Here is a 22,821-nt window from a genome sequence, read left to right as displayed (position 1 = left end):
GCGGGTCGGCGCTTCGAGCAACGCGATGGTGCTGAGCGTGACCTGGTCGCGGATCCGGGTCACCGAGGTCTGCCACTGCCGGGTGAACCCGGGCCGGTGTTCGAGATCGCGCCATACCGGCAGCACCGACTCGTCGAGTCGGGCCGCCGGCATCCACAGGTGCAGCAGGCAGTCGATCGCCGGTCGGAGCCGGTCGATCTTCTGGGCCCGGGTGCCCGGCCCGGTCAGGCTGGCCTCCATCAGCGACAGCAGCGTGGTGAGCAGCCAGTCGTGCAGGGCGAGGTCCTCACAGAGCTCGACCAGAGCGGGTACGTCGTGCTGCGGCGCCGTCAGCTCCAGGGTCCGCAGCGTGTCGGACTCGACCCGGAACGTGCCTCGAGCCTCGGCCGACTCCTCCGTCGACGGGATGACCGACCAGCGCAGTCGGGTCCGCTTCGTCCGGAACGGAGGCTGCCGGTCCAGCCGCGCCGAACTCTGCACGGCGTCCATCAGCCGGGCACTGATCGCACCGAGGTTGAGCGTCTGCGGCTGGTAGGTGGGGCCGAGGAAACCCCGGGACACGTCCCGGATGTCGACCTTGCCGATCGTCTCGACCCAGCCGGGCCGGGACAGGTAGTGCGACCAGACCAGTCGGCGATTGCTGACGGCCCGGTCGAGTTGGGTGTACGTGGAGCCCTGTAGCACGTGGCCGCCGGTCATCGCGGCGTGCGAAACGACGGTGCCGACGCCCCGGGAGCCCCTGCCGGAGCCGGTCGGCAGCCGGCAGTCGACACCGGTGAGCTGATCCGGCGACACGACGTACGCGATCGGCCGCTCGGACCGGCGGACGCGCTGGCCGACCAGGAGGTCCAGGAGCTGGGTGGTGTGCTCCAACGAGAGCGAGCCGGAGTTCTGCAGGAGTCCGGTATGGACCTCACCCAAGGTCAACATGGCGCTCCTCCGCAACCTCGTGCGTCGCCCTGACCGACATCGCGGCGGGGGGGGACGCCGATCGGTCTATCGCATTTCATCATGGTCTGATCCCGCAAGCGCCCGCGCCGGGCGGATGTCCCGCGGTGGGCTGATCGGGTGGGCTGTCGCCTTGGGTCCTATTGATACGGTGACGTCACGCGCCGCTTCCGCCGCCCCAAGGAGCCGCCGTGACCAAGGTCTACGTCTCGGCCACTTTCCGGGATCTGCAGGAGTGCCGCGCAGCCGTTCAGCTCGCGCTGCGCCGGCTGCGGGTCGAGGACATGGCCATGGAGTCGTACGTGGCCGAGGACCGTCGACCTCTGGATCGCTGCCTGGCGGACGTCGCGGAGTGTGACGTCTACGTAGGGATCTTCGCCTGGCGCTACGGCTTCATCCCGGACGGGTACGACCGGTCGATCACCGAGCTGGAGTACCGGGAGGCGCTCTCCGGTGGCAAGCCCTGCCTGATCTTCCTGCTGGACGAGGAGGCGCCCTGGCCGCGTAACTTCGTCGACCGGGGCCCGGCGGCGGAGAAGATCGAGGCGCTCCGGGCCGAACTGGGCGACCGGCACATGTGCAGCACGTTCCGGGATCCGGCGGACCTGGCCGCGATGGTCACCGCGGCGGTGGCGAACCGGCTGACCGAGGCCGGCTGGCCCGCCGGTGGGATGCAGGCGTTGAGCCGGGACGTTCTCAAGCAGTACTTCCTCCGGCTGCGCCAGCACTACGGGGTGCTGGACCTGGACGCGCTCACGCCGGAGCAGACCGAGGACTACCTGCGGATCCAGTTGATGTCGGTCTTCGTCGAGCAGTGGGTACGCGAGGACCCGCCACCGGCCGAGCTGCCCCGGGAGTGGCTGCGCCGGATGCAGTCCGAGGGGCACATCGGCACCGAGGACGTACCGGAGGAGGTGGACCCGCAGGAGCTGGTGCACCTGCACGAGTCGTACCGGGCGAAGCCGTTGCAGCGGCTGTTCGACGTACTCGGGGCACCGGACCAGCGGGCCATCGTGCTGCTCGGCGATCCCGGCTCCGGCAAGTCCACCGCGGCCCGGTACGTGGCACTGAGTCTCACCGGCGGCCCGACCGACGACCGGCTGGCGGTGCTCACCGACCACCTGCCGCTGCTGATCGAGCTGCGCTCCTTCATCACCCTGGCCGCCGAGGGCAAGTGCGAGAGCTTCGTCGACTACCTGGACCACCGGGCCAACACCGACGGGCTCGGCATCGAGCGGTCCGCCCTGCAACGGCACCTCGGGACGGGCGGCCGGGCGGTGGTGATCCTGGACGGCTTGGACGAGGTCTTCGACCGGCACCGGCGGGAAGAGGTGGCCCGGCAGATCGCCGGCTTCGCGGCCACCCATCCGCAGGTACGGATGATCGTCACCTCCCGGATCATCGGCTACTCGCGGCGCATCCTGACCGGTGTCGGATTCACCCACTTCACCCTCCAGGACCTGGACGAGGACCAGACGTCGGAGTTCCTGTCGAGCTGGTACCGGCTGGCGATCCGGGACCGGGCGGAGGCCGCGCACGCACAGCGGGCCCGGCTGCTGGACGCGATGCGGCACTCACACGCGATCCGGGAACTGGCCGGCAACCCGCTGCTGCTGACGATCCTGGCGATCATCGGCAAGCACCAGGCCCTGCCCCGGGAGCGGTGGCGGCTGTACGACCACGCGGCGACCGTCCTGGTGCAGCAATGGGACGTCGACCGGCACCTGCGGGAGCAGTCCCAGGTCGCCGGCTTCCTCGACACCGAGGACAAGAAGGAGTTGCTCCGCCGGTTGGCGTACCGGATGCAGTCGGTCGAGCGGGGCCTGACCGTGAACTACATCGACCGGGTGGAACTGAGCGAGGTCTTCGAGCAGTACCTGGTCGAGCGGTACCGCCGGGACGCCGCGTCGGCCCGGACCATCGCGCTGGCGATGATCGACCAGTTCCGGGAGCGGAACTTCATCCTCAGCCGGTACGGCCCGCACGTCTACGGCTTCGTACACCGCACCTTCCTGGAGTTCTTCTGCGCCGACGCGATCCTGGCGAAGTTCCAGCACGACCAGGTCCTCTCCGTGGGCGAACTCAAGGAGCTGTTCCGCCGGCACTGGGCCGACCTGTCCTGGCGGGAGGTGCTCCGGCTGCTCGCCGGCGCCCTGCACCAGAACCACACCGCGCAGCTCATCCACCTGCTCACCGCCGAGGTCAACCAACCGTGGCCGCCGGCCGACTTCGCCCCGCCGCCGTGGAACCTCGCCCTCGCCGTGCAGTGCCTCGCCGAGGTCCGCAACCTGCACGCCGCGGTCGCCCGGCCCGCCGAGGCGCTGCTGCGGCAGCTCATCCTGCTGCTCGAACACTGCGTGTCGATCGACGACCGGGAAACCGCCCGGCTCATCGAGGAGGAGATCCTGCCGGCCGCCAAGGCGATCGGCCCGAACTGGCCCGGCCGCACGGTCTACCTCTCCTGGTATCGCCGCCGGGGCGTCCGGGTCGTCTGGAGCCCCGTCTCCACCCACGCCGCCCGGCTCGCCGCGATGCTCTCCACCCCGGCCGAGCGGATCGACGACCTCTTCGACGAGGTCCTCGGCGCGATGGACGACAGCCCCGCCTCGTACGCCTCGGTGGCGGGGCTGGCCGAGGTCGCCCAACTCGCCACCTCGACCGTCGACAGCCCCGCCCACCAGGCCGCCGCCGCCCGCGCCCGGACCCGCCTGATCAAACGGGCCCGAGACGACAACCACGCCGGGGTACGCCTCGCCGCCGTCCAGGCCCTCGGTGAACGGTTCGGCACCGACCCCGAGGCCCGGGATCTGCTCATCGAGCGCGTCCGCGCCGACGGATACGCCGGGGTACGCCTCGCCGCCGTCCAGGCCCTCGGCGAACGCTTCCGCGACGAACCCCACGTCCGCGAACTGCTCCGGGAACGCGCCCGCGCCGACGAGCACGCCAGCGTGCGCCGGACCGCCATCCAGACCCTCGGTGACCGCTACGGCGGCGACTCCGAACTCCGGGACGTCCTGGTCGAGTGCCTGCGTACCGACCACGACGCCGAGGTCACCCGGACCGCCGCACACGTCCTGGTCGAACGCTTCGCCGCTACCCGACAGGTCCGCGACCTGCTGATCGAACGCGCCCGCGACGACACCGATCCCGTCACCCGACGTACCTCGGTCCGGGTCCTCGGCGACCGGCTCGCCGCCGACACCAAGGTCCGGGCCCTGCTCATCGACCGGGTCCGGGCCGACCGTGACCCCGGGGTGCTCCGCGCCGCGGCCCAGGCCCTGATCGACCGGTACGGGCCCGACAGCGCCATCCGGGACCTGCTGGTCAGCCGGACCAGCGGCGACGCCGACGAGATCGCCCGGCGCACCGCGCTCCGGATCCTCATCGACACCTTCGACCGGGACGCCGCCCTCACCGAGCTGCTCGTCACCGTCGCCCGGCAGGACCGGGACGCCGACGTACGGCTGCTCGCCGCGGAAGCCCTCACCGAACAGGTCGGCGCCGACCCCGCCGTCGGCACCGCGCTGGGTGAACTCGCCCTCGGCGACAACGACGCCCGGGTCCGCCTGATCGCCGCGAAGGCCCTGATCGAACAGGTCGGGATGGACGCGGCGGTCTCCGACGTGCTCGCCGGGCTCGCCCGGGACGACCCGCACGCCGCCGTACGCCTCGCCGCCGTCAACGCGCTCGCCGACACCGTGCGGCGCAACCCCACGATTCGGGAGGTCATCACCGAACGGGCCAGCACCGACGACGACGCCGAGATCCGGCTCGCCGCCCTGAAGGCCCTCACCCGGGATCCGCAGTTCACCGACCACGTCCACCAGGTTCTGCTGGACCGGGCGCACCACGACCCCGACGCCGCGGTCTTCGCCCTCGCCGCGACCGCCGTGATCAGCCGGAACGGGTCCCGGAACGACGTCCACGAGCTGCTCGCCGGCCGGGTACGCGGTGACATCAACGCCCGGGTCCGGCTCGCCGCCGCCCGGCTGCTGATCCAGCGCTTCGGCATCGACGCCGACGTCCGGGAAGCCCTGCTGGAGCGGATCCGGCTCGACCCGGACGCCGAACTGGTGCACGAGGCGGCCGTCGAACTCGCCGCCCGGCTCGGTACCGACGTCGAGCAGTGCGAGGTGCTGATGGCCCGCGCCACCGGCGAGGACCCGCAGATCCGCGCCGTGGCGGTACGCATCCTCGGCGAGTACTTCGGCACCGACCGGACCGTACGGGAACTACTGATCGACCGGGCCGGCAGCGATCCCGACGTACAGGTCCGGCGGGAGGTGCTCCGGGTCCTCGGTGAGCGCCTGGCCGAACACCCGGAGATCCGTACTCTGTTCATCGAACGGCTCCGCGACCGGGACTGGTCGGTACGCGCGGCCACCGTGCTGGCCCTGGGCACCCACTTCGGGGACGACGGTCAGACCCGCGCGCTGCTGGCCGAACTCGCCAGTACCGATCCGGATCCCGAGTTCCGGCGCCGCGCCGGTCAGGCCCTCACCTGGCTACCGGGGGCGGATCCCGATCATCTGCCGGACGTGTGACGGCGGGTCATTCGCTGACGAAGACGTACTCGGACCGCTCGACGAGGTCCTTGGGCAGGTCGATGTGCTCGTTCCGGCTGCGGGTCTGGATCTGGTCCAGCACGGCGGGGCTGATCGAGACCTGACTGAGGATCGTCCGGACCGCGTGTTCGATGGGCAGGAAGCGCGAGCCGAGCACCGAGAAGGTGCGGTACGCGCTGAACGGCGCGGCGTGCGGGTTGAGCTTCACCACCGCCGGCATCTCGTCCCAGTCGTCCGGCCAGTCGTCGAGCTGGTACGGGTTGGTCACGCCTTCGCCCTCGTGCCGGAGCAGGCCCATCCGCATGAGTTGCCAGACCGCCGCCAGGAACGGGCAGGACCAGCGCCGCCGCCCGTCCTCCTCGTAGTCCCACAGCTCGACGTCCATGAAGATCGAGTGCCGGTTCGCCGCGTTCTGCATCGGCGGCTGCCACTCCCTGGTGGCGCTCATCGCCTGTTCCGGCCGGGAGACCGGGGATCGCCGGCCGTTGCACAGCCAGCCGGTCTCCGAGGTCGGCGGGCGGTCTCCGGTGGTCTCCGGAACCGGGTCGGAGACGAGTTGGGTGAGCACCAGTTCCGCGAGCGGGATGTCGTCGGCCTGGGCGCAACCGGCCTCGCGGGCAAAGTAGTCGATCACCAGGCCGGTGTCCTGAGCCGCCTCCCGTACCTGCTCCATCACCACCCGGGGGGTGCTGAACCGGGTGAAGTAGTCGTCGATGAGGAAACAGGTGCTGATCCGGGGACGGGCGCTCGGCATCCGGTCGACGCAGGCCTGCCGGGCCGCCGCGGCCCACGGTGCGACCCGGGCGAAGTGCCGGCGGAGCTGTTCGATGCCGCCGGCGAACTCCTCGATGTAGAGGTGTCCCAGCTCGACGGAGAGATGCGCGAGCGGGACCGACTCGACGCTGCGTCTGGCCGCCGTCTCCTCGAATGTCACGTCCGGTCTTCTCACAGCATCTCCCAGGCCGCGTCGTCGACGATGAGCTTTGCCAGTGCCGAGAAGGCCTCCACGGTCTCCAGGTTGGCGATCCTGCGCGCGTACACGTCGTTGTCCGAGATGAGCTGCTCACGCCATTGCAGTACCGGGTCGAGCGGCACCGATCCGAGCAACATGGTCCGGCCCACCCGGTTGTTGCTGGCCAGTTCGAGCAGGTCCTGGTTGCACTCCCGGAGCCAGGCCACCTGCGCCGGCTGCAACCCCTCCAGCTCCGGCGAGTCCGGATCAACGACGGCGGTACGGACGAACCGGAGCCGGTTCATCATGTCGTCGCGGTCGTGCCCGGCCCGGGTGCCGGCGTCGAGGATGCCCCGGGTGCCGTACACCAGGCCGGAGGCGGCGAGCACGTGCTGCCGGGTCCACCGGTGGAAGACCAGCCACCGGGACCGGACCGACCGAAGCTCCGGCATCGCGGTGGCGGCCAGCACCATCTGGGTGGCGTACGAGCGGCCGGCGCTCAGGTCGATGAGGCTGAGGTCGAACTCCTCCTCCAGCCGGAGGAAGAGCCGGGCGCAGCGTTCGACGAGTTCCCGGGAGGTCGGGAATTCGCCGCCGCCGATGGTGCCGGGCAGCAGCACCAGCCGGCCCGCTCCGGGCGGCCGGTTGCGCAGGCTCGGCCGGTCCGACTCGGTCCACACCTCGATCCGTTGCGGTTCGGCCAGCGCCCCGTCCAGGTACTCGTGCAGGCCACCCCGGCGGGTGCCGTGCACCACCGAATCGATGTTGAAGATGGCCCCGGCGGTCGGCGAGCCGAAGTCGAAGTCGAGATAGCACACGTCGGTGCCCTGCAACGCGCTCCGGTACAGCATGTTGCTGCTGGTCACCGATCGGCCGGTGCCGCCCTTGTCCGACGCTGCGAAGATCAGCATCTCAGCCTGCCTCCGAGACGTCCCGACGGGCCGCGTTCAGTTCGTCGAGGCTCCGCAGCACCGAACTGGCGAGCGCGGCGGCGGTGCCGGGCCGTTCGTGCACGATCTCCCGGGCCCGCCGCAGGTTGACCCGGACGATCTGGAGGGTCTGCTGCATCCTCGGTCCCGCTTCCGCCGTACCGCTCAACAGTTCCACATCGTAGAGGTGCTCGGCCTCGTTGAGCAGGTCCAGCGCGTGCAGGGTGAGCCGTTCACTGCGCAGCGGTGGCCGGCGCAGAATTTTCACCGTGGTGACCAGCGACTGCACCACCCGTTCGGTGTAGTACCAGGAGGGGGCGTCGTAGTAGTCCTCGAACTGCCCGAACGCCCGCGCCGGCTGGTCCCAGAGGCTGCGCGCGTTGCCGCGCTCGATCCGGCGCACCACCAGGTGGTCCCAGACCCGGTCGGCCAGGTCCAGCATCCGGGCCCGCTGGTCGGCGTCGCTGAACAGCCCGCCGATGAACGAGGTGCGTTGCAGCAGCAGCGCGGAGAACTCGCTCACCGTCCAGCGCAGGACCGGGCCACCCAGTTGGTCGCTGTTCTGCAACGTGAGCTGTACGCCGGGCGCGTGCAGCGTGAGCGCGGGATCCTGGTCGAACGGCCGGCGGGTGATCCGGGCCCGGTTGGCCAGCTCCTCGAGGACCGAGCCGACCCGGCTGAGTTCGGCGTCCGCACCGCGTTCCAGCACCAGGCCCTTGACCGCCAGCGAGGTCACCAGCAGCGTGTAGTAGTCGGAGGCCTCCCGGTCGGTGGTGCGCCAGGGAATGTCCTCCAGCGGCCAGCGGTGGCCGTCGCCGAAGGTGGCGACCGTGGCCCAGTAGCCACGGGTCAGGTCCCACCGCAGTTGCAGGGCTCGGGCCAGTCGCTGCTGCTCCTCACCGAGCAGCCCCAGGATCCGGGTCCGCTCGGTGAAGAGCTCCTCGATCGCGTCGATGGCGATCACCGTGAAGTAGAGGTACGGCTCCTCCGGCGCGACCCCGGCCGGCTGCCGGCCGATCGGCTCGGTCGTCTCGACGTCCGGCGCGTCCCGGACGATGCCCCAGGACCAGCCGCACTCGAAGAGTCGGTTGGGGCTGTCCAGGTCGGCGACCTGGCCGGAACCGATCAGGACCTCACGGAAGCTGGCGATCGTCTCCCGCAGTCTCCGGCGGAGTTGCGCCACGATCTGTCGCTGCGGCAGGTTGGACTGGTTGAGGGTGCGGCACAGCGCCTGCCCCTCGTCGGAGTCGACGTCGAAGACGTTGACCGCGAAGCTGCGCAGCAGGCCGACCATGGCCGCGGTGAGCCGGATGTTCGCCATCGACTCCAGCTCGGCGATCTCCCGGAGGATCTCCTCGCGGCGCACCGCACTCCGGAAGACCCGGGCGAAACCGATGGCGGCCAGCGACAGGGTGATCGACATCGCGAACGAGTCGACGATGTCCAGTTCGAGCTGCTGTTCGGTCGGCTCGGCGCCGCCGGTCTGGAAATACGTCCGACCGGAGAAGACCGGTGTCCCGGATTTGTCGGTGTACCGCTGGTAATACTCGGTCAGCACCTGGATCAGCACCAGGGGAATCTGGGTCGCGTTGCCGAGCGGACGCAACACCTTGATCATTTCGTCGGCGGTCTCGTCCGGACGGTCCAGCCCGAAGTCCGCCTGGGTGGCCGGCAGCAGGAGGCAGAGCAACTGCTCGGCGTCGCTGATCGAGTTCGGACCGTCCCGCCCGCCCCACTGCCACTTTCCGTCCTGCCAACTCGACCGGACGGTGGCGGCCCAGATCTCCAAGAGCTCCTGACGGGGCTGAATCCTCATCTGTCGTGCACCACCATCCGCGAATTCACCGATTAGGTCGAACGGCACTCATGCTATGGGCCACGGGAGCTGACTGCTTCCACGGATCATCCCGATGACAGGTACGCGATCGGACAGTTACCGCGGCCCGACGGTGCGAACGGTCGCGAATCAGAGGAATACGCTGGTCAACGCCGGAGTGCTCGACCTTTCCACAGTGGTGCGACGGTTCATCGCGACCACCCCCTTCGCATCCCGGGCCTGTCTAACAATGATGGCGTACGCGTCAAGCGGTGCGGAAACGCCGGTCGGTCACCCGTGCCGGGCCGGGCCGGTCACCTGCTGCCGTACCGCCCACAGTGCCGCCTCGGTACGCGACGCGGAGCCGGTCTTGCGCAGCAGGTTCGACACGTGCACCGTGACGGTCCGGACCGAGATCCCGAGGGACCGGGCCACCTGCTTGTTCGACATGCCGGCGGCCAGGCAGGACAGCACCTCGATCTCCCGGCCGGTCAGCTCGGCCGTGGGCGCCGACGGCGGCTGGACCGGCAGGCGCAGGCGCTCGGGCAGCGGCTCCCGGGTCAGCTCGTCCGGCCCCCCGCCGCCCTCCACGGCCAGCAGCTCGACCAACCGGTACGGGTTGCCGCCGGTCCGCCGCCACACCGCCTCGACGACACCCGCCGAGACGGGGCGTTCCGGATAGACCTGCGCGAGCACTGCGGCCACGTCCGTCCGGGGCAGCGGGCCGAGGTGCTGGCGGATCGCGCCCGGCGCTCCGGAGAGCCGGGCGAGGGTGGCCGCGACCAGTTGGGGCGACACCGCCGTGTCGGGCGGCCGGCTGGCCACCAGCAGCAGGACCGGCAGGTCGGGCGCCCCGGCCAGCTCGCCGACGAGGTTCAGGCTGGCCGGATCGAGCGCGTGCAGATCCTCCACCACCAGCACCGCCGGGCCGGCACCCACCAGCGCCCGTACGGTGCGTACCGCCAGGCGTAACAGTGCGTCGGGGGCGTACCGCTCCCGGGGCGCGTTCGGGTGCTGGGCCAGCCAGGCCAGCGCGTCGGGCGGCAGGGGCAGGTCCCGGGTGTCCCGGCCGCTCAGTGCCGCCGCGAGCCAGTCGTACGGTGCCGGGCTGTGCACCCGGGCCGTCCCGCTGAGGATCGTGGCCGGGCGGGGCGTCAGGCCGTCGAGCGCCGCGGCGATCAGCAGGCTCTTGCCGACCCCGGCGGCACCGGTGACCACCACTCCACCCGCCCGGGGACGCCCACCGGTCACCATGGCCCAGGCGGCGGCGAACTCGGCCAGCTCACCGGCGCGCCCGACCATGGACACCGGCATCATGCTCCTCACCCTACGCAGTACTGCGTAGAGACGTCGCCGTGGATCTCGGTGCAAGCTCGACGGTATGAGCTTGATCCTGCGCAGCCTGGCCGTCAGCGACCCTGGCCTGGTCCGGCCCAACAACGAGGACGTGGCGTTCGCCGGGGACCGGTTGATCGCCGTCGCCGACGGGATGGGCGGCGCGCCGGCCGGCGAGGTGGCCAGCGAGATCGTGATCAGCACGTTGGCCCCGGTGGAGGGATCCGAGCCCGACCGAGAGCCCCTGGCCGCGCTGCTGGACGCGATCGGGACGGCCAATCACCGGATCCGCGAGGTGGCCGACGCCGATCCGGCGAGCGAGGGCATGGGCACCACGGTCACGGCGGTGCTGCTCGCCGACCGGCGACTCGTCGTGGCACACGTCGGCGACTCCCGTGGCTATCTTCTGCGCGGTGCCGAGCTGCGGCAACTGACCAGGGACGACACCTTCGTCCAGGCGCTCGTGGACCAGGGCGGGCTGACGCCGGACGAGGCACGGCGGCATCCGCAGCGGTCCCTGGTCACCCGGGCGGTGCAGGGTGCCCCACTCCAACCGGCGACCGTCGTGCTGGCCGCCGAGCCGGGCGACCGGCTGCTGGTCTGTAGCGACGGGCTCTCCGACGTGGTCACCGACGACGCCATCGCCCAGGTGCTGGGGACGTACCCGGACCGCGCACAGTGCGCGGAACAATTGGTCAAACTCGCCCACCAGGCCGGCGCCCCGGACAACGTCACCCTGGTGGTGGCCGACGTCGTCCCGGTCGCCGCCGACGGAGACCGACCGGCCTGACCTCCGCCGCCCGGAACGCCCGGGACGGCTCTGGGACGGCTCTGGGACGGCCCCGGGACGGCTCCGGCACGGCTCCGGCACGCGCCACCTGCACGCGGGGTGTGGCGGCGGGGCGTTGATGGCGAATAATGGTCGGCATCACGCAGGTCGGGCCGGTGCCGGGCCGGGCCCGGCGGGGCGGGAGGCCGGATGGACCACGCGGTGGCCGTGATCGACCTCGGCACCGACCGGTACGACCCCACGGCCGAACCCGACCCGCCCCCGCCGTCCAGGACGCGCCAACTACGGGCGGTGGCGCTGGCGCTGGTCGGAGCGCTGGTGCTCAGCGCCGGTGGTGCCGCCCCGTCGGCGCCGCCGCGCCTGGAGCCGCTGCTGACCGTCTCGCTCAGGGTCGGGACGCACTTCCACCTGACCGAGCACCGGCTGTTCGTGACCGATCCCACCCCGGGTACGACCCGTCGGGTCACGGCATACGAGGTGGAGCGGGGGCGACAGCTCTGGACCAGTGCGTACCCCACCGAACAGCGGCAGCTCGGAATGACCCTGGCCGGCGGACTCCTGCTGATCGAGGACGGCAATCCGCGCGACGGCCCGATCGGCACCACCGCGCTGGACGCCGCCACCGGGCGGTGGCGGTGGTCGGTGCCGTACCCGCTGGAGGTACTGCCCGGCGAGCGGACGGCACTGGTCGTCGAGGACCTGTTCCCGCCCGGTTCGCGGATCGACGCGGAGAACCCGCCGCCGGGCACGACGGTCATGCACATGTCGTCGTCCGGCGGGGTCTACAACAGATCGTCGATCGGGATGACCGCCCGGGCGATCGACCTGGCCGGTGGCCGGCAGCTCTGGACCACCCCGGCGCTGGTCAGGGTCGTCGCGATCCCGGCCGCCGGTGGTCGGCCCGCCGCCGTACTCGCCTGGCCGCCGGGCGGCGGGATGGAGGTGTGGGACCTGCGCAGCGGAGCGGTCCTGCAACGGTTCGACTGGGCCGGGGGCGTACCACGCAACGGGGCCCGAATCGGCGGCGTGGTGGTGGTCTGGCACTCCACCGGCGTGACCGCGTACTCGGCCGATCTTCTCCAGCCCCGGTGGAACCGCCCGCTGCCGGAGGGAACCGACCCGAGTGTCAACGTGTGCGGCCCGTTGCTGTGCCTGCGTGACAGCACGGGTGTCCTGGTGCTGGATCCGGCCACCGGAGCGGTCGCGTGGCGGACGACCGAGCGGGTGTTCCTGTGGTCGAGCGGCATCCACCTGGTCGAGACCGACGACCGTCCCCGGCTGCACCGGGTGGTGGAGCCGGACACCGGCCGTACCCTGGTCGATCTTTCGGAATGGACCGAGACGGCCCGACTCCAGGGCGGTTCGCCGCTGCTGCTGCTCCGCCGCAACAGCGCCGCCGCCCGGACCTGGCTCGACATCATCGACCCGGGCGGGACGGCCGTCCGCCCGCTGGATCCGGTGCCGTACGCGCTCTCGTCCTGCCAGGTGGTTCCCACGGTGATCGCCTGTCGGACGCAGTTGGGCGAGACGCGGACCTGGCGGTACCGGTGAGCGCCCCGCCCCGGTGCGCGGCCGCACCGGGTGGGGCCGATGGCCGATAATGGCCGGCATCACGGACCCGGATCGGCACGGGCGGGTGCGGGCAGGGCTGGAGGTCGGATGGACGGCGCGGTGGCGGTGATCGACCTCGGCACCGACCGCTACGACCCACCGGTCGAGCCCGGACCGGCCCATCCGCGCACCGCGCGCCGAATCCGGACGACCGCGCTGGCGCTGGCCGGGGCACTGGTGCTCGGCACCGGTGGGGCCGGGCCGCCGGCACCGCCCCGGCTGGAGGAGATCTACCAGAACCGGCTGGGTGCGGGTCAGTACTTCCAGTTGACCGAGGACCGGCTCTTCGTGGCCGGATCGACGCCTGACGGCGCGGGGCTGCGGGTCGTGGCGTACGACCTGGACCGGGGGCGGCAACTCTGGAGCACCGGGTACCCGACGGGGGCGCGACTGGCGTCGGTGACGCTGGCCGGCGGGCTCGTGCTGGTCGTGGACGGCGACTGGCGGACCGGCCCGACCCGGACCACCGCACTGGATGCCCGGACCGGCCGGTCGCGTTGGTCGATGCCGAAGCTGGTGGACGTGCTGCCCGGCGAGCGGACGGCGTTGATCACCGAACGGGTGTTCCCGCCAGGATCCCGGCTCGACCCGTTCGACCCGGCTTCCGGCGGGGAGGTGGTGTACTTCTCGGCCGACGGCCGGCACAACGCGCCGCCGATCGGGATGACCGGCCGGGCGATCGACCTGGACACCGGCCGGGACCTGTGGAGCTTTCCGCTGCGGGCCGCCGCGATGCCGGTACCGGCCGCCGGTGCCCGGCCCGCCGTCGTACTGGCGGCGGAGCGGGGCGGCGGCATCGAGGTGCGTGACCTGCGCACCGGAGCGGTCCGGCAGCGGCTCGACTGGGCCGGCGCCATCCCGCAGCAGGCGGACCCCGTCGGCAACTTCCTGGTGCTCCGGCACGGATCCGAGGTGACCGGCTACTCGGCCGATCTCCTCCAGCGACGCTGGACCCGTCCGGTACCCGTCGCCGACCTGGGCATCTACCCGTGCGGCCCGATGCTGTGCATGCAGAACGGCGCCGCCGTCGAGGTGGCGGATCCGGCCACCGGGGTCACCGCGTGGCGGACGAACGAACGGGTGTGGCTGCAACCACACGGGTCGTACCTGATCGAGAGCGACGACAACCGGGTCCGGCGGGCCGTCGATCCGGGTACCGGCCGTACCGTGATCGACCTGGCCGGCTGGACCGAGGAGCGGAAGTCCGAGGAGGACTCGCCGCTGCTCCTGCTCCGCCGCAACGGCAACACGATCCGGACCTGGCTCGGCGTCGTCGACCCGGGCGCGACGGCCGTACGCCCGCTGGATCCGGTGCCGTACGTGCTGCTGTCCTGTCAGGTCGCTCCCGGGCTGATCGCCTGTCAGACGCAGTTGGGCCAGGTACGGGTCTGGCGTTACCGCTGAGTGGCCGCCCAAGCAGGGTAATCTCGACATATGCCACAAAGCACGACCAAGGCGTACGTCGGATGACCGAGCCGCCGCACCGGTCGCCGGTCAGCCTCTCGGTCAACGGCAGGCCGCACGAACTCGACCTCGACAACCGGACCACGTTGCTCGACGCGCTCCGCGAGCATCTGGAGCTGACCGGCGCCAAGAAGGGCTGCGACCACGGCCAGTGCGGATCGTGCACGGTCCTGCTGGACGGCCGCCGGGTGAAGAGTTGCCTGATCTTCGCCGTCGCGGCGGCCGGCGGCAGCCTGGTCAGCGTCGAGGGCCTGGCCGACGGCGACGGCGACGGCACCGCCCTGCACCCGTTGCAGAGCTGCTTCGTCCAGCACGACGCCTTCCAGTGCGGCTACTGCACCCCGGGTCAGCTCTGCTCCGCCGCCGGCATGCTGGACGAGGTACGCCAGGGCTGGCCGAGCCTGGCCACCGAGGATCTGGTCGCCGGTCCGGACGGGCTCACCGACTCCGAGATCCGGGAACGGATGAGCGGGAACCTCTGCCGCTGCGCGGCGTACCCGCACATCGTCTCCGCGATCCGGGAGGCCGCAGCGGCGGGGAGCCCACGATGAGGACCTTCCGGTACGAGCGCGGCACCGACCCCGGCCAGGCGGTGACCCTGGTGGCCGGCGAGCCGGACGCCGCGTACCTCGGCGGCGGCACGAACCTGGTCGACCTGATGAAGCTGGGCGTGGCCCGGCCGCGACTGCTGGTCGACGTCACCCGGCTGCCGCTGGACTCGGTCGAACCGCTGCCCGACGGCGGCCTGCGGATCGGGGCCACCGTCCGTAACAGCGACCTGGCCGCGCATCCGACGGTCCGCCGGGACTACCCGGTGCTGGCCCGGGCACTGCTGGCCGGAGCCAGTGGACAGTTGCGGAACATGGCGACCGTCGGCGGCAACCTCTTGCAGCGCACCCGCTGCTACTACTTCCAGGACGTCAGCCGGCCCTGCAACAAGCGCGAGCCCGGGGCCGGCTGCTCGGCCCTGGACGGCCAGAACCGGGATCTCGCCATCCTCGGCTGGTCGCCGCAGTGTGTCGCGACCCACCCCTCGGACATGGCGGTCGCGCTGACCGCCCTCGACGCGGTGGTGGAGGTGCTGGAGCCGACCGGCGCCCGGGAGATCCCGCTGACCGGGTTCCACCGGCTGCCCGGCGAGCGGCCGGACCAGGAGACCACGATGGAACCCGGCGGACTGGTCACCGCGGTCCGGATCCCGGCGCTGCCCTACGCGCGCCGGTCGACGTACCGGAAGGCGCGAGACCGGGCGTCCTTCGCCTTCGCCGCCGGTTCGGTGGCGGCCGCGATCGACCTGGACGGGCCGCTGGTCCGCGAGGTCCGGCTCGGGTACGGCGCGGTCGCGCACCGCCCCTGGCGGGCCCGGTTGGCCGAGGAGGCGCTGCGCGGCCAACCCGCCACCGAGGAGAACTTCCGGCTCGCCGCCGACGAGGAGCTGGCCGCCGCCCGCCCGCTGGCACACAACGCCTTCAAGATCCCACTGATCCGGAACCTGACCGTCCGTACCCTCGTCGAGCTGACCGAGGGCTCCGAGCAGGCCGAGGGTTCCGCAGCGCCGGAGCGGGGCCGGTGAGCGCGCCGACGGCGGCCGTCGGTCGGGCCCAGCCCCGGTTGGAGGGTCGGGAGAAGGTGACCGGCACCGCCCGGTACGCGGTCGAGCATCCGGCGGACGGCCTGGTGTACGGCTGGGTGGTGCAGGCCAGCGTGGCCAAGGCCCGGATCGTCCGGGTCGACGACGCCGCGGCGCTGGCCGAGCCGGGCGTGCTGGCCGTGCTGACCTACGCCAACGCGCCCCGGCTGGCGCCGGTCGAGAGCCGGGAACTCCTGCTGCTCCAGCAGCCCCGGGTGCACTACCGGGGAGAGATCGTCGCGCTGGTGGTGGCAGAGACGCTGGAGGCCGCCCGCGAGGGGGCGCTGCTGGTCCGGATCGACTACGACACCGAACCGCACAGCAGCGTGCTGACCGAGCGGCACCCGAGCCTCTACAAGCCGGACAAGGTCAACCCGGCCTTTCCCACCGACACCTGTGTCGGCGACTTCGACGCCGGATACGAGGCGGCCGAGGTACGGCTCGACCAGACGTACCGGACGCCGGCCTACCACAACAATCCGATGGAGCCGCACGCCGCGACCGCGCACTGGTGGCAGGGCCGGCTGCTGGTGCACGACTCCAGCCAGGGCAGCGGGGACGTCCGGGACACCCTCGGCCGGCTCTTCGAACTGCCCGCCGAATCGGTCCGGGTCACCGCCGAACACGTCGGCGGCGGCTTCGGCTGCAAGGGCACCCCGCGCTGCACCCCGGTGCTGGCCGCGATGGCCGCCCGGCACCTCGACCGGCCGGTTCGGCTGGCGCTGACCCGGCAACAGCTCTTCGGGCCGATCGGTTACCGCACCCCGACCATCCAGCGGGTCCGGCTCGGCGCCGACGCCGACGGCCGGTTGGCGGCGATCTGCCACGACGCGATCAGCCAGAGTTCGACCACCACCGAGTTCGCCGAGCAGACCGCCGTACTCACCCGGGCCCTCTACGCGGCCCCGCACCGCCGCACGACGCACCGGCTGGCCCGGCTCGACGTACCGACCCCGTCCTGGATGCGGGCTCCCGGCGAGTGTCCGGGGTCGTTCGCGCTGGAGTCGGCGATGGACGAACTGGCGGTGGCGTGCGGGATCGACCCGATCGAGTTGCGGGTCCGCAACGACACCGACCGGCACCCGGAGGACGACCTGCCGTTCAGCAGCCGGAACCTGGTCGCCTGCCTCCGGGACGGCGCCCGCCGGTTCGGCTGGGCGGACCGGGATCCCACTCCCGGGGTTCGACGGCAGGGGCGGTGGCTGGTCGGCACCGGGGTGGCCGCAGCGGCCTATCCGGCCCGGACGCCGGTCGCGTCCGCACGGGCGGAGGCCCGCCCGGACGGCACGTACCAGGTCGGCATCGACGCCACCGACATCGGCACCGGCGCCCGTACCGCGCTGTGGCAGGTCGCCGCCGAGGCGCTCGGGGTGCCCGGCGACCGGGTCCGGATCGGCATCGGGGACAGCGACCTCCCCCCGGCGTACGTCGCCGGCGGCTCGACCGGCACCGCCGGCTGGAGCTGGGCGGTGGACAAGGCCTGCCGGAGCCTGCGCCGACAACTCCAGGAGCAGTACGCGGGAGCGGTGCCGGCCGGCGGGCTGACCGTCGCCACCGACACCGCCGCCGAGGTGGCGGCCCTGCCAGCGGTCGCCGGGCACGCCTTCGGCGCGCACTTCGCGCAGGTCCGGGTCGACGTCGACTCCGGGGAGATCCGGGTCGGCCGGATGCTCGGGGTGTTCGCCACCGGTCGGGTGGTGAACCCGAGTACCGCCCGGTCCCAGTTGATCGGCGGGATGACGATGGGCATCTCGATGGCGCTGCACGAGGAGGGGCTGCTGGATCAGCGCTTCGGCGACTGGGTGAACCGTGACCTCGCGACGTACCACGTCAGCGCCTGCGCGGACGTGGAGCGGATCGAGGCGTACTGGGTGGAGGAGGAGGACGACCTGGTCAACCCGCTCGGTATCAAGGGGCTGGGCGAGATCGGCATCGTCGGCTCGGCGGCGGCGGTCGCCAACGCGGTGTACCACGCCACCGGGATCCGCTTCCGTACCCTGCCGATCCAGCTCGACAAGCTGCTCCAGCACCTGCCTGCCGGCTAGGTTCCGTTCGCCGGAGCGATCGGGGCGCGGTAGCGCAGGCCGTCCATCAGCAGGTCGAGTAGTCGACCGGCCTGGTCCCGCCGTCCCAGTTCGCCGATGGCGAGGGAGATCCCGCCGATGCTGGCGAGTACGTCACCCGGCTCGACGTCCGACCGGATGGTTCCGGCGGCGGCGCCGGCCGCCAGCAGTGAGCTGATCGCGGCGGTCATCCGGTCGAGGGTGTGCGCGTACGGGTCGCCGCCGGAGGCGATGAGCGCCCGCAGTGCGTCCGCCATTCCGCGCTTGGTGGTCATGTAGTCGATGAAGCGGTCCATCCAGGTCCGGATCGCCTCGTCCGGCGGCATGCTCCGGAGCAGTTCCGCCGCCGCGTCGCAGAGGCGGTCGAGTTCGTTGCGGTAGACCGCCTCGACCAGTGCCTCCCGGGTGGGGAAGTGCCGGTAGAGCGTGCCGATGCCGACGCCCGCGTCCTTCGCGATCGCGTCGAGGGTCACCTCCGGCCCTTCCCGGGAGAAGGCCCGGACGGCGGCGTCGAGCAGCCGGTCGCGATTGCGCTGCGCATCGGCCCGCAGTGGGCGCTCGCCGGTGGCCGCCACGGCTCCTCCTCGTCCTCGGCTGTTCCGTCCCGGTCGGTGCCGGCGTGCCCTCGGGAACGGGCGCGACGGGCCGGGTCGGAGTGACCCGGCTCACTCTTCGGATCCGGAGTACTGCTGGCAACCGGAGGGTCCTCCGGTTACCGTAGGCTGTAGTGGAGGCGCCTCCGCTTCGATCATACCGGTTACCGACCCCGGTCAGCACCGCTGACCCGAAGGGGGAAGATCATGACTGCCAGCGCCCGCATCAGCACGCCGTTCTCCGCCGACTCCACCGCCGCCCAGGTCGCGGCCGGCGTCGACCTCTCCGGCCGCCGGGTCATCGTCACCGGCGGCGCGTCCGGAATCGGCATCGAGACGGCCCGCGCGCTCGCCGGCAGCGGCGCCGAGGTGACCCTCGCGGTCCGCGACGTGGCGGCCGGGGAACGAACCGCCAAGGACATCGCCGGGACCACCGGCAACCAGCGAATCCTCGTCGCGCCGCTGGACCTCGCCGACCAGGCCTCCGTCGCGTCGTTCGTCGCCTCCTGGGACGGCCCGCTGCACATCCTCGTCAACAACGCCGGCGTGATGGCGTCGCCGGAACTGCGTACGCCGCAGGGCTGGGAACTCCAGTTCGCCACGAACCACCTCGGGCACTTCGCGCTCACCACCGGGCTGCACCGGGCGCTCGCCTCGGCCGGCGGGGCCCGGGTCGTCTCGGTCAGCTCCAGCGCACACCTGCGCTCGCCGGTCGTCTTCGACGACATCCACTTCCGGGAGCGCGCCTACGAGCCGTGGTCCGCGTACGCGCAGTCCAAGACGGCGAACGTGCTGCTCGCGGTCGAGGCGACGAGGCGCTGGGCGGACGACGGCATCACCGCGAACGCGTTGATGCCGGGCGGCATCCGGACCAACCTCCAGCGGTACATCACCGAGGAGGACCTGGAAAGGATGCGCGCCGCGGCCGGGGTGGCCTCGTTCAACTGGAAGACGCCCGAGCAGGGTGCCGCCACCTCCGTACTGGTCGCGACCTCGCCCCTGCTCGACGGCATCGGCGGCCGGTACTTCGAGGACTGCGCCGAGGCCGAACCGCACCAGCCGGGCAGCCTTACCGGCGTCGCGGCGTACGCCCTCGACCCGGAGGCCGCCAGCCGGCTGTGGGAGGTGTCCGTCCAGACCCTGGCCGGCTGACCCGCACCCCGGCCCCGCACCACAGTCCGCGTCGTCGGCTCGTCGAAACCGGCGGGCCGACGACGCGACAGCGGTCAGGTCGAGCTGAACGTCCGGCGCACCGGTCAGACCCGGGAGGCCGTGGGCCGGGAACCCGCCGGCACGGAGTCGCCCGGCGGCACGACCCCGGCGGTGATCCGACCGAGCAGCACCGCCATCGCGATGCTCGGCAGGATCAGGAAGAGATGGTCGACCGGGAACTCGCCCCGGACCACGTACGTGAACAGCGACACCGTGAGCACCCCCGCCGCCCACGCGAACGCGAAGATCATCGCCGGCACGGCCACCCGCCTCGGCAGCAGCAGCGACACCAGGGCGAAGAGGGTGAGCAGCAGGTCGGGAACGAGGAACGGGTTCCCGGAGCGGATCGCGTCCGACGTCCAGAAGTAGTAGACCATCACCAGCGTCAGCGCGGCGGCGATGCCACGGGCGACCACCACGGTGTCCCACTTCCTGCCGACCTGACCAGCCACCGTCGTCTCCTTCTCCGCCGCGTACGACCCCGGGTCGGCGCCGCTTCCGCCGTTGTCAGGAAGTCTCGCGGTTACGACGGGGGGCCGGAAGCGTGCCAGTACGCAGGACGGGCCCGGCTGGCCGTACCCGTCGGGTGTGGCTACCCGCACCACCGGACGGTGGAGTCCGGGACGGCGCCGGGCCGGGCCCGGTCCGGTCAGTTGTTGAGGTACCGCAGCACGGCCAGCACCCGGCGGTGGTCGTCGGGCCGGGCCGGCAGCGCCAGCTTGGCGAAGATGTTCGTACAGTGCTTCTCCACCGTCCGCTCGGCGATGTCGAGCCGGCCCGCGATGGCCTGGTTCGTCCGCCCCTCCGCCATCAGGGCGAGGACGGCCCGCTCCCGGTCGCTGAGCCCGCGCAGCGGATCGTCGTCGCGGTCCCGGCGGCCGACCAACTGGTCGATGACGATCGGATCGAACGCCGAGCCACCCCCGCCGACCTGCCGGACCGCCCCGGCGAACTCCGCCAGGTCCGAGACCCGGTCCTTGAGCAGGTAACCGACGCCCCGGGCTCCCCCGTCGAGCAGTTCGACGGTGTAACTGACCCGGACGTACTGCGACAGCACGAGCACCCCGGTCTCCGGATGGCGTCGGCGGATCTCCCGCGCCGCCCGGAGTCCCTCGTCGGTACGGGTCGGCGGCAGCCGGATGTCGACCACGGCCACGTCGGGACGGTGCCGGGCCACCTCGGCGAGCAGGGCCACGGCATCCGCGACACTCGCCACCACCAGGAACCCGGCCTCGGTGAGCAGCCGGACGAGACCCTCCCGCAGCAGGGTGTTGTCCTCGGCGAGCACTAGCCGCACGGCAGCACCGCCCGGACCCGGGTCCCGTCCCCGGGCCGGCTCTCCACCTGGAGCGATCCCCCGCAGGCCGCCGTCCGCGCGACCAACCCACGCAGTCCGGAGCCACCGGCTGGATCCGCCCCGCCCCGGCCGTCGTCCCGGACCTCCACCACGAGCCGCCCCTCGCAGACCCCGATCCGCAGCTCGGCCCGGCCCGCCGCCGCATGCTTGGTGATGTTCGCCAGGGCCTCGGCGACCACGTAGTAGGCCGTCGTCTCCACCTCCGGCGGCAGCCCGGCCGGAACGTCGACCCGGAGCCGCAGGGGTACCGGCGACAGCGCCGTCAGCTCCCGGACCGCGCCGGCCAGGCCCCGCTCGGTGAGCACCGGCGGATGCAGGCCCTGGGTGAGGGCACGAAGCTCGCCGAGGATCGCCAGCGTGGCGCTCTTGGCCTCGGCGATCAGCGGACCGGCCCGGTCCGGGTCGGCGGGCAGCACGGACTCCGCCAGGCCGAGCGCCATCGGAATCGACAACAACCGCTGCTGTACGCCGTCGTGCAGGTCGCGTTCCAGACGTCGACGTTCCGCCTCACCCGCCCGCAGCAGCGCGAGCCGGGAGTCGGCGAGCTGCCGCAGCCGGGCCCGTAGGTCGGCCGTCAGGCGGGCGTTCTCCAGGGCCAGCGCGGCCGCCGCACAGGTAGCCTCGATCAACTCTGGCTCCTCCGCCAACGCCCGGTCGTGTACGAGTATCGCGATCGGCTCACCGGCGCGGTCGATCCGGGTCGACAACCGGTCCGGCTCGTCGGTCAGGGCCAGCGACACCGTACGGCCGTCGAGGTCCACGTACCGGCCCGACCCGGCTGCCCAGTAGCCGACCCGCAGGGTCGGGTCGTGCAACGTCCGGGCCAGTGCCACCTCGATGGATTCCGACCGGGGCGCGCCGTGCAGCCGGACGACCAGGTCCGCCACCCCGCTCCGGTCGACGTGGCGGCGGAGCAGGCCCGCCAGGTATCCCAACGGGATCGCGGCGAGCGCCAGGTGCAGTACCAGGGTGAGCGCCGAGACGTCCCACCCGGCGATCCGCGCCGGCTTCACCGCCACGAACAGCGTCACCGCCACCACGGCGATCCCGAACACCGGATTGAGGTAGCGGCGCCGGGTCACGCTGCTGCGGCGCCAGCGGACGAGTTGCAGGCCGACGACCACCGAACCGGTGAGCAGCACCCCGACGATCGCGATCGCGCCGACCCGGTTCGACCCGTCTCCCGCGTCCGCCCCGGCCGGACCGGACCGCAGCATGGTCGATACTCCGACGACGGCGACGGTCAGGTAGCCCAGTCCCACCACCAGTCGCGGCGCCGACGCCCCGAGCCGCCCGGTCGGATAGGCCACCACCAGATGCGCCAGCACGGCCGCCCAGGCTCCGGCGCGTACGACGTCGAGCCCGTCCGGCGGCGCGATCGGGAGCGGTAGCTTGGCGAGCCACCACAGCACGCCGACGGCGACCAGCAGTGGCCCCACCCGGTTGCGGGGTCGGGCCCACCAGCCGACCAGGCCCGCCGCGACGAAGCTCAGGCCCACGCCGATCGCGACACCGAGCACGGAACCAGTCGAGCACGAGCCACCGCCCGCTGGGAA

General features: G+C 72.1%; 17 protein-coding genes. 8 read left to right on the top strand and 9 right to left on the bottom strand.

The features are described from left to right. On the bottom strand, positions 1–930 hold a 930-nt coding region (locus ACFP2T_RS47210; RefSeq protein WP_377434433.1), incomplete at its 3' end, for an SCO2521 family protein. 209 nt (positions 931–1,139) lie between these two features. Between ACFP2T_RS47210 and ACFP2T_RS47205 the strand changes: the two genes are divergently transcribed. Further along, positions 1,140–5,492 (top strand): HEAT repeat domain-containing protein, encoded by a 4,353-nt coding sequence (locus ACFP2T_RS47205; RefSeq protein ID WP_377434431.1) that lies wholly within the window; start codon positions 1,140–1,142, stop codon positions 5,490–5,492. Between the two features lie 7 nt (positions 5,493–5,499). Here the strand turns inward: ACFP2T_RS47205 and ACFP2T_RS47200 are convergent, their stop codons facing one another. The 4 genes from ACFP2T_RS47200 to ACFP2T_RS47185 form a co-directional block, all read right to left on the bottom strand. After that, positions 5,500–6,447: an SCO2522 family protein gene (locus ACFP2T_RS47200; RefSeq protein ID WP_377434428.1), complete on the bottom strand. Its 948-nt coding sequence runs from the start codon at positions 6,445–6,447 to the stop codon at positions 5,500–5,502. An 11-nt stretch (positions 6,448–6,458) separates the two neighbouring features. After that, positions 6,459–7,376, bottom strand: a complete 918-nt coding sequence (locus tag ACFP2T_RS47195) for an SCO2523 family variant P-loop protein (protein WP_377434426.1) — start codon at positions 7,374–7,376, stop codon at positions 6,459–6,461. Between the two features lies 1 nt (position 7,377). Beyond that, positions 7,378–9,210 (bottom strand): SCO2524 family protein, encoded by a 1,833-nt coding sequence (locus ACFP2T_RS47190; RefSeq protein ID WP_377434423.1) that lies wholly within the window; start codon positions 9,208–9,210, stop codon positions 7,378–7,380. A 291-nt stretch (positions 9,211–9,501) separates the two neighbouring features. After that, the gene (locus ACFP2T_RS47185; protein ID WP_377434421.1) at positions 9,502–10,527 is read right to left on the bottom strand and encodes a helix-turn-helix domain-containing protein; all 1,026 of its coding nucleotides are present in this window, start codon (positions 10,525–10,527) and stop codon (positions 9,502–9,504) included. 64 nt (positions 10,528–10,591) lie between these two features. Between ACFP2T_RS47185 and ACFP2T_RS47180 the strand changes: the two genes are divergently transcribed. From ACFP2T_RS47180 to ACFP2T_RS47155, 6 genes are all read left to right on the top strand, one after another. Then, positions 10,592–11,335, top strand: coding sequence for a PP2C family protein-serine/threonine phosphatase (locus ACFP2T_RS47180; RefSeq protein WP_377434418.1), 744 nt, complete (start codon positions 10,592–10,594; stop codon positions 11,333–11,335). Between the two features lie 189 nt (positions 11,336–11,524). Further along, on the top strand, positions 11,525–12,886 hold the full coding sequence (locus tag ACFP2T_RS47175; protein WP_377434415.1) for an outer membrane protein assembly factor BamB family protein: 1,362 nt from the start codon (positions 11,525–11,527) through the stop codon (positions 12,884–12,886). A 108-nt stretch (positions 12,887–12,994) separates the two neighbouring features. Beyond that, entirely contained in the window at positions 12,995–14,350 is a 1,356-nt protein-coding gene (locus ACFP2T_RS47170) for an outer membrane protein assembly factor BamB family protein (protein WP_377434412.1), read from the top strand. Positions 14,351–14,412: 62 nt separating this feature from the next. After that, positions 14,413–14,961 carry a 2Fe-2S iron-sulfur cluster-binding protein gene (locus ACFP2T_RS47165; RefSeq protein WP_377434410.1) on the top strand — a complete coding sequence of 183 codons (549 nt, stop codon included), beginning with the start codon at positions 14,413–14,415 and terminating at the stop codon, positions 14,959–14,961. After that, positions 14,958–15,983 (top strand): FAD binding domain-containing protein, encoded by a 1,026-nt coding sequence (locus tag ACFP2T_RS47160; RefSeq protein ID WP_377434407.1) that lies wholly within the window; start codon positions 14,958–14,960, stop codon positions 15,981–15,983. Before ACFP2T_RS47165 ends, ACFP2T_RS47160 begins: the two co-directional genes overlap by 4 nt. Beyond that, positions 15,980–18,085 carry a xanthine dehydrogenase family protein molybdopterin-binding subunit gene (locus ACFP2T_RS47155; RefSeq protein WP_377434405.1) on the top strand — a complete coding sequence of 702 codons (2,106 nt, stop codon included), beginning with the start codon at positions 15,980–15,982 and terminating at the stop codon, positions 18,083–18,085. The genes ACFP2T_RS47160 and ACFP2T_RS47155 overlap by 4 nt, the downstream gene beginning before the upstream one ends. On the opposite strand, the gene ACFP2T_RS47150 is transcribed toward ACFP2T_RS47155, so the two are convergent. Continuing rightward, entirely contained in the window at positions 18,082–18,678 is a 597-nt protein-coding gene (locus tag ACFP2T_RS47150; RefSeq protein WP_377434403.1) for a TetR/AcrR family transcriptional regulator, read from the bottom strand. The two genes, ACFP2T_RS47155 and ACFP2T_RS47150, sit on opposite strands and share 4 nt — an antisense overlap. A 225-nt stretch (positions 18,679–18,903) precedes the next feature. On the opposite strand from ACFP2T_RS47150, the gene ACFP2T_RS47145 reads away from it, so the two are divergent. Further along, the gene (locus ACFP2T_RS47145) at positions 18,904–19,848 is read left to right on the top strand and encodes an SDR family NAD(P)-dependent oxidoreductase (protein ID WP_377434400.1); all 945 of its coding nucleotides are present in this window, start codon (positions 18,904–18,906) and stop codon (positions 19,846–19,848) included. A gap of 104 nt (positions 19,849–19,952) precedes the next feature. Here ACFP2T_RS47145 and ACFP2T_RS47140 read toward each other — a convergent pair whose 3' ends face one another. From ACFP2T_RS47140 to ACFP2T_RS47130, 3 genes are read right to left on the bottom strand one after another with little or no spacing between them, the layout of a single operon-like run. After that, positions 19,953–20,510 (bottom strand): hypothetical protein, encoded by a 558-nt coding sequence (locus ACFP2T_RS47140; RefSeq protein WP_377434398.1) that lies wholly within the window; start codon positions 20,508–20,510, stop codon positions 19,953–19,955. A gap of 47 nt (positions 20,511–20,557) precedes the next feature. Beyond that, positions 20,558–21,205 (bottom strand): response regulator transcription factor, encoded by a 648-nt coding sequence (locus ACFP2T_RS47135; RefSeq protein WP_377434395.1) that lies wholly within the window; start codon positions 21,203–21,205, stop codon positions 20,558–20,560. Then, the gene (locus tag ACFP2T_RS47130; RefSeq protein ID WP_377434394.1) at positions 21,196–22,785 is read right to left on the bottom strand and encodes a sensor histidine kinase; all 1,590 of its coding nucleotides are present in this window, start codon (positions 22,783–22,785) and stop codon (positions 21,196–21,198) included. The genes ACFP2T_RS47135 and ACFP2T_RS47130 overlap by 10 nt, the downstream gene beginning before the upstream one ends. Positions 22,786–22,821 lie beyond the last annotated feature (36 nt).

The organism is Plantactinospora solaniradicis (assembly GCF_042658085.1).
Lineage (GTDB): Bacteria > Actinomycetota > Actinomycetes > Mycobacteriales > Micromonosporaceae > Plantactinospora > Plantactinospora solaniradicis.
The sequence above is the reverse complement of the archived record's forward strand: the minus strand, read 5'-3'. Positions and strand labels throughout refer to the sequence as shown.

Coding starts and splice junctions, on each gene's coding strand:
- ACFP2T_RS47195 (WP_377434426.1), bottom strand. CDS start 7,376: ATGCTGATCTTCGCAGCGTCGGACAAGGGCGGCACCGGCCGATCGGTG.
- ACFP2T_RS47190 (WP_377434423.1), bottom strand. CDS start 9,210: ATGAGGATTCAGCCCCGTCAGGAGCTCTTGGAGATCTGGGCCGCCACC.
- ACFP2T_RS47185 (WP_377434421.1), bottom strand. CDS start 10,527: ATGATGCCGGTGTCCATGGTCGGGCGCGCCGGTGAGCTGGCCGAGTTC.
- ACFP2T_RS47180 (WP_377434418.1), top strand. CDS start 10,592: ATGAGCTTGATCCTGCGCAGCCTGGCCGTCAGCGACCCTGGCCTGGTC.
- ACFP2T_RS47175 (WP_377434415.1), top strand. CDS start 11,525: ATGGACCACGCGGTGGCCGTGATCGACCTCGGCACCGACCGGTACGAC.
- ACFP2T_RS47170 (WP_377434412.1), top strand. CDS start 12,995: ATGGACGGCGCGGTGGCGGTGATCGACCTCGGCACCGACCGCTACGAC.
- ACFP2T_RS47165 (WP_377434410.1), top strand. CDS start 14,413: ATGACCGAGCCGCCGCACCGGTCGCCGGTCAGCCTCTCGGTCAACGGC.
- ACFP2T_RS47160 (WP_377434407.1), top strand. CDS start 14,958: ATGAGGACCTTCCGGTACGAGCGCGGCACCGACCCCGGCCAGGCGGTG.
- ACFP2T_RS47145 (WP_377434400.1), top strand. CDS start 18,904: ATGACTGCCAGCGCCCGCATCAGCACGCCGTTCTCCGCCGACTCCACC.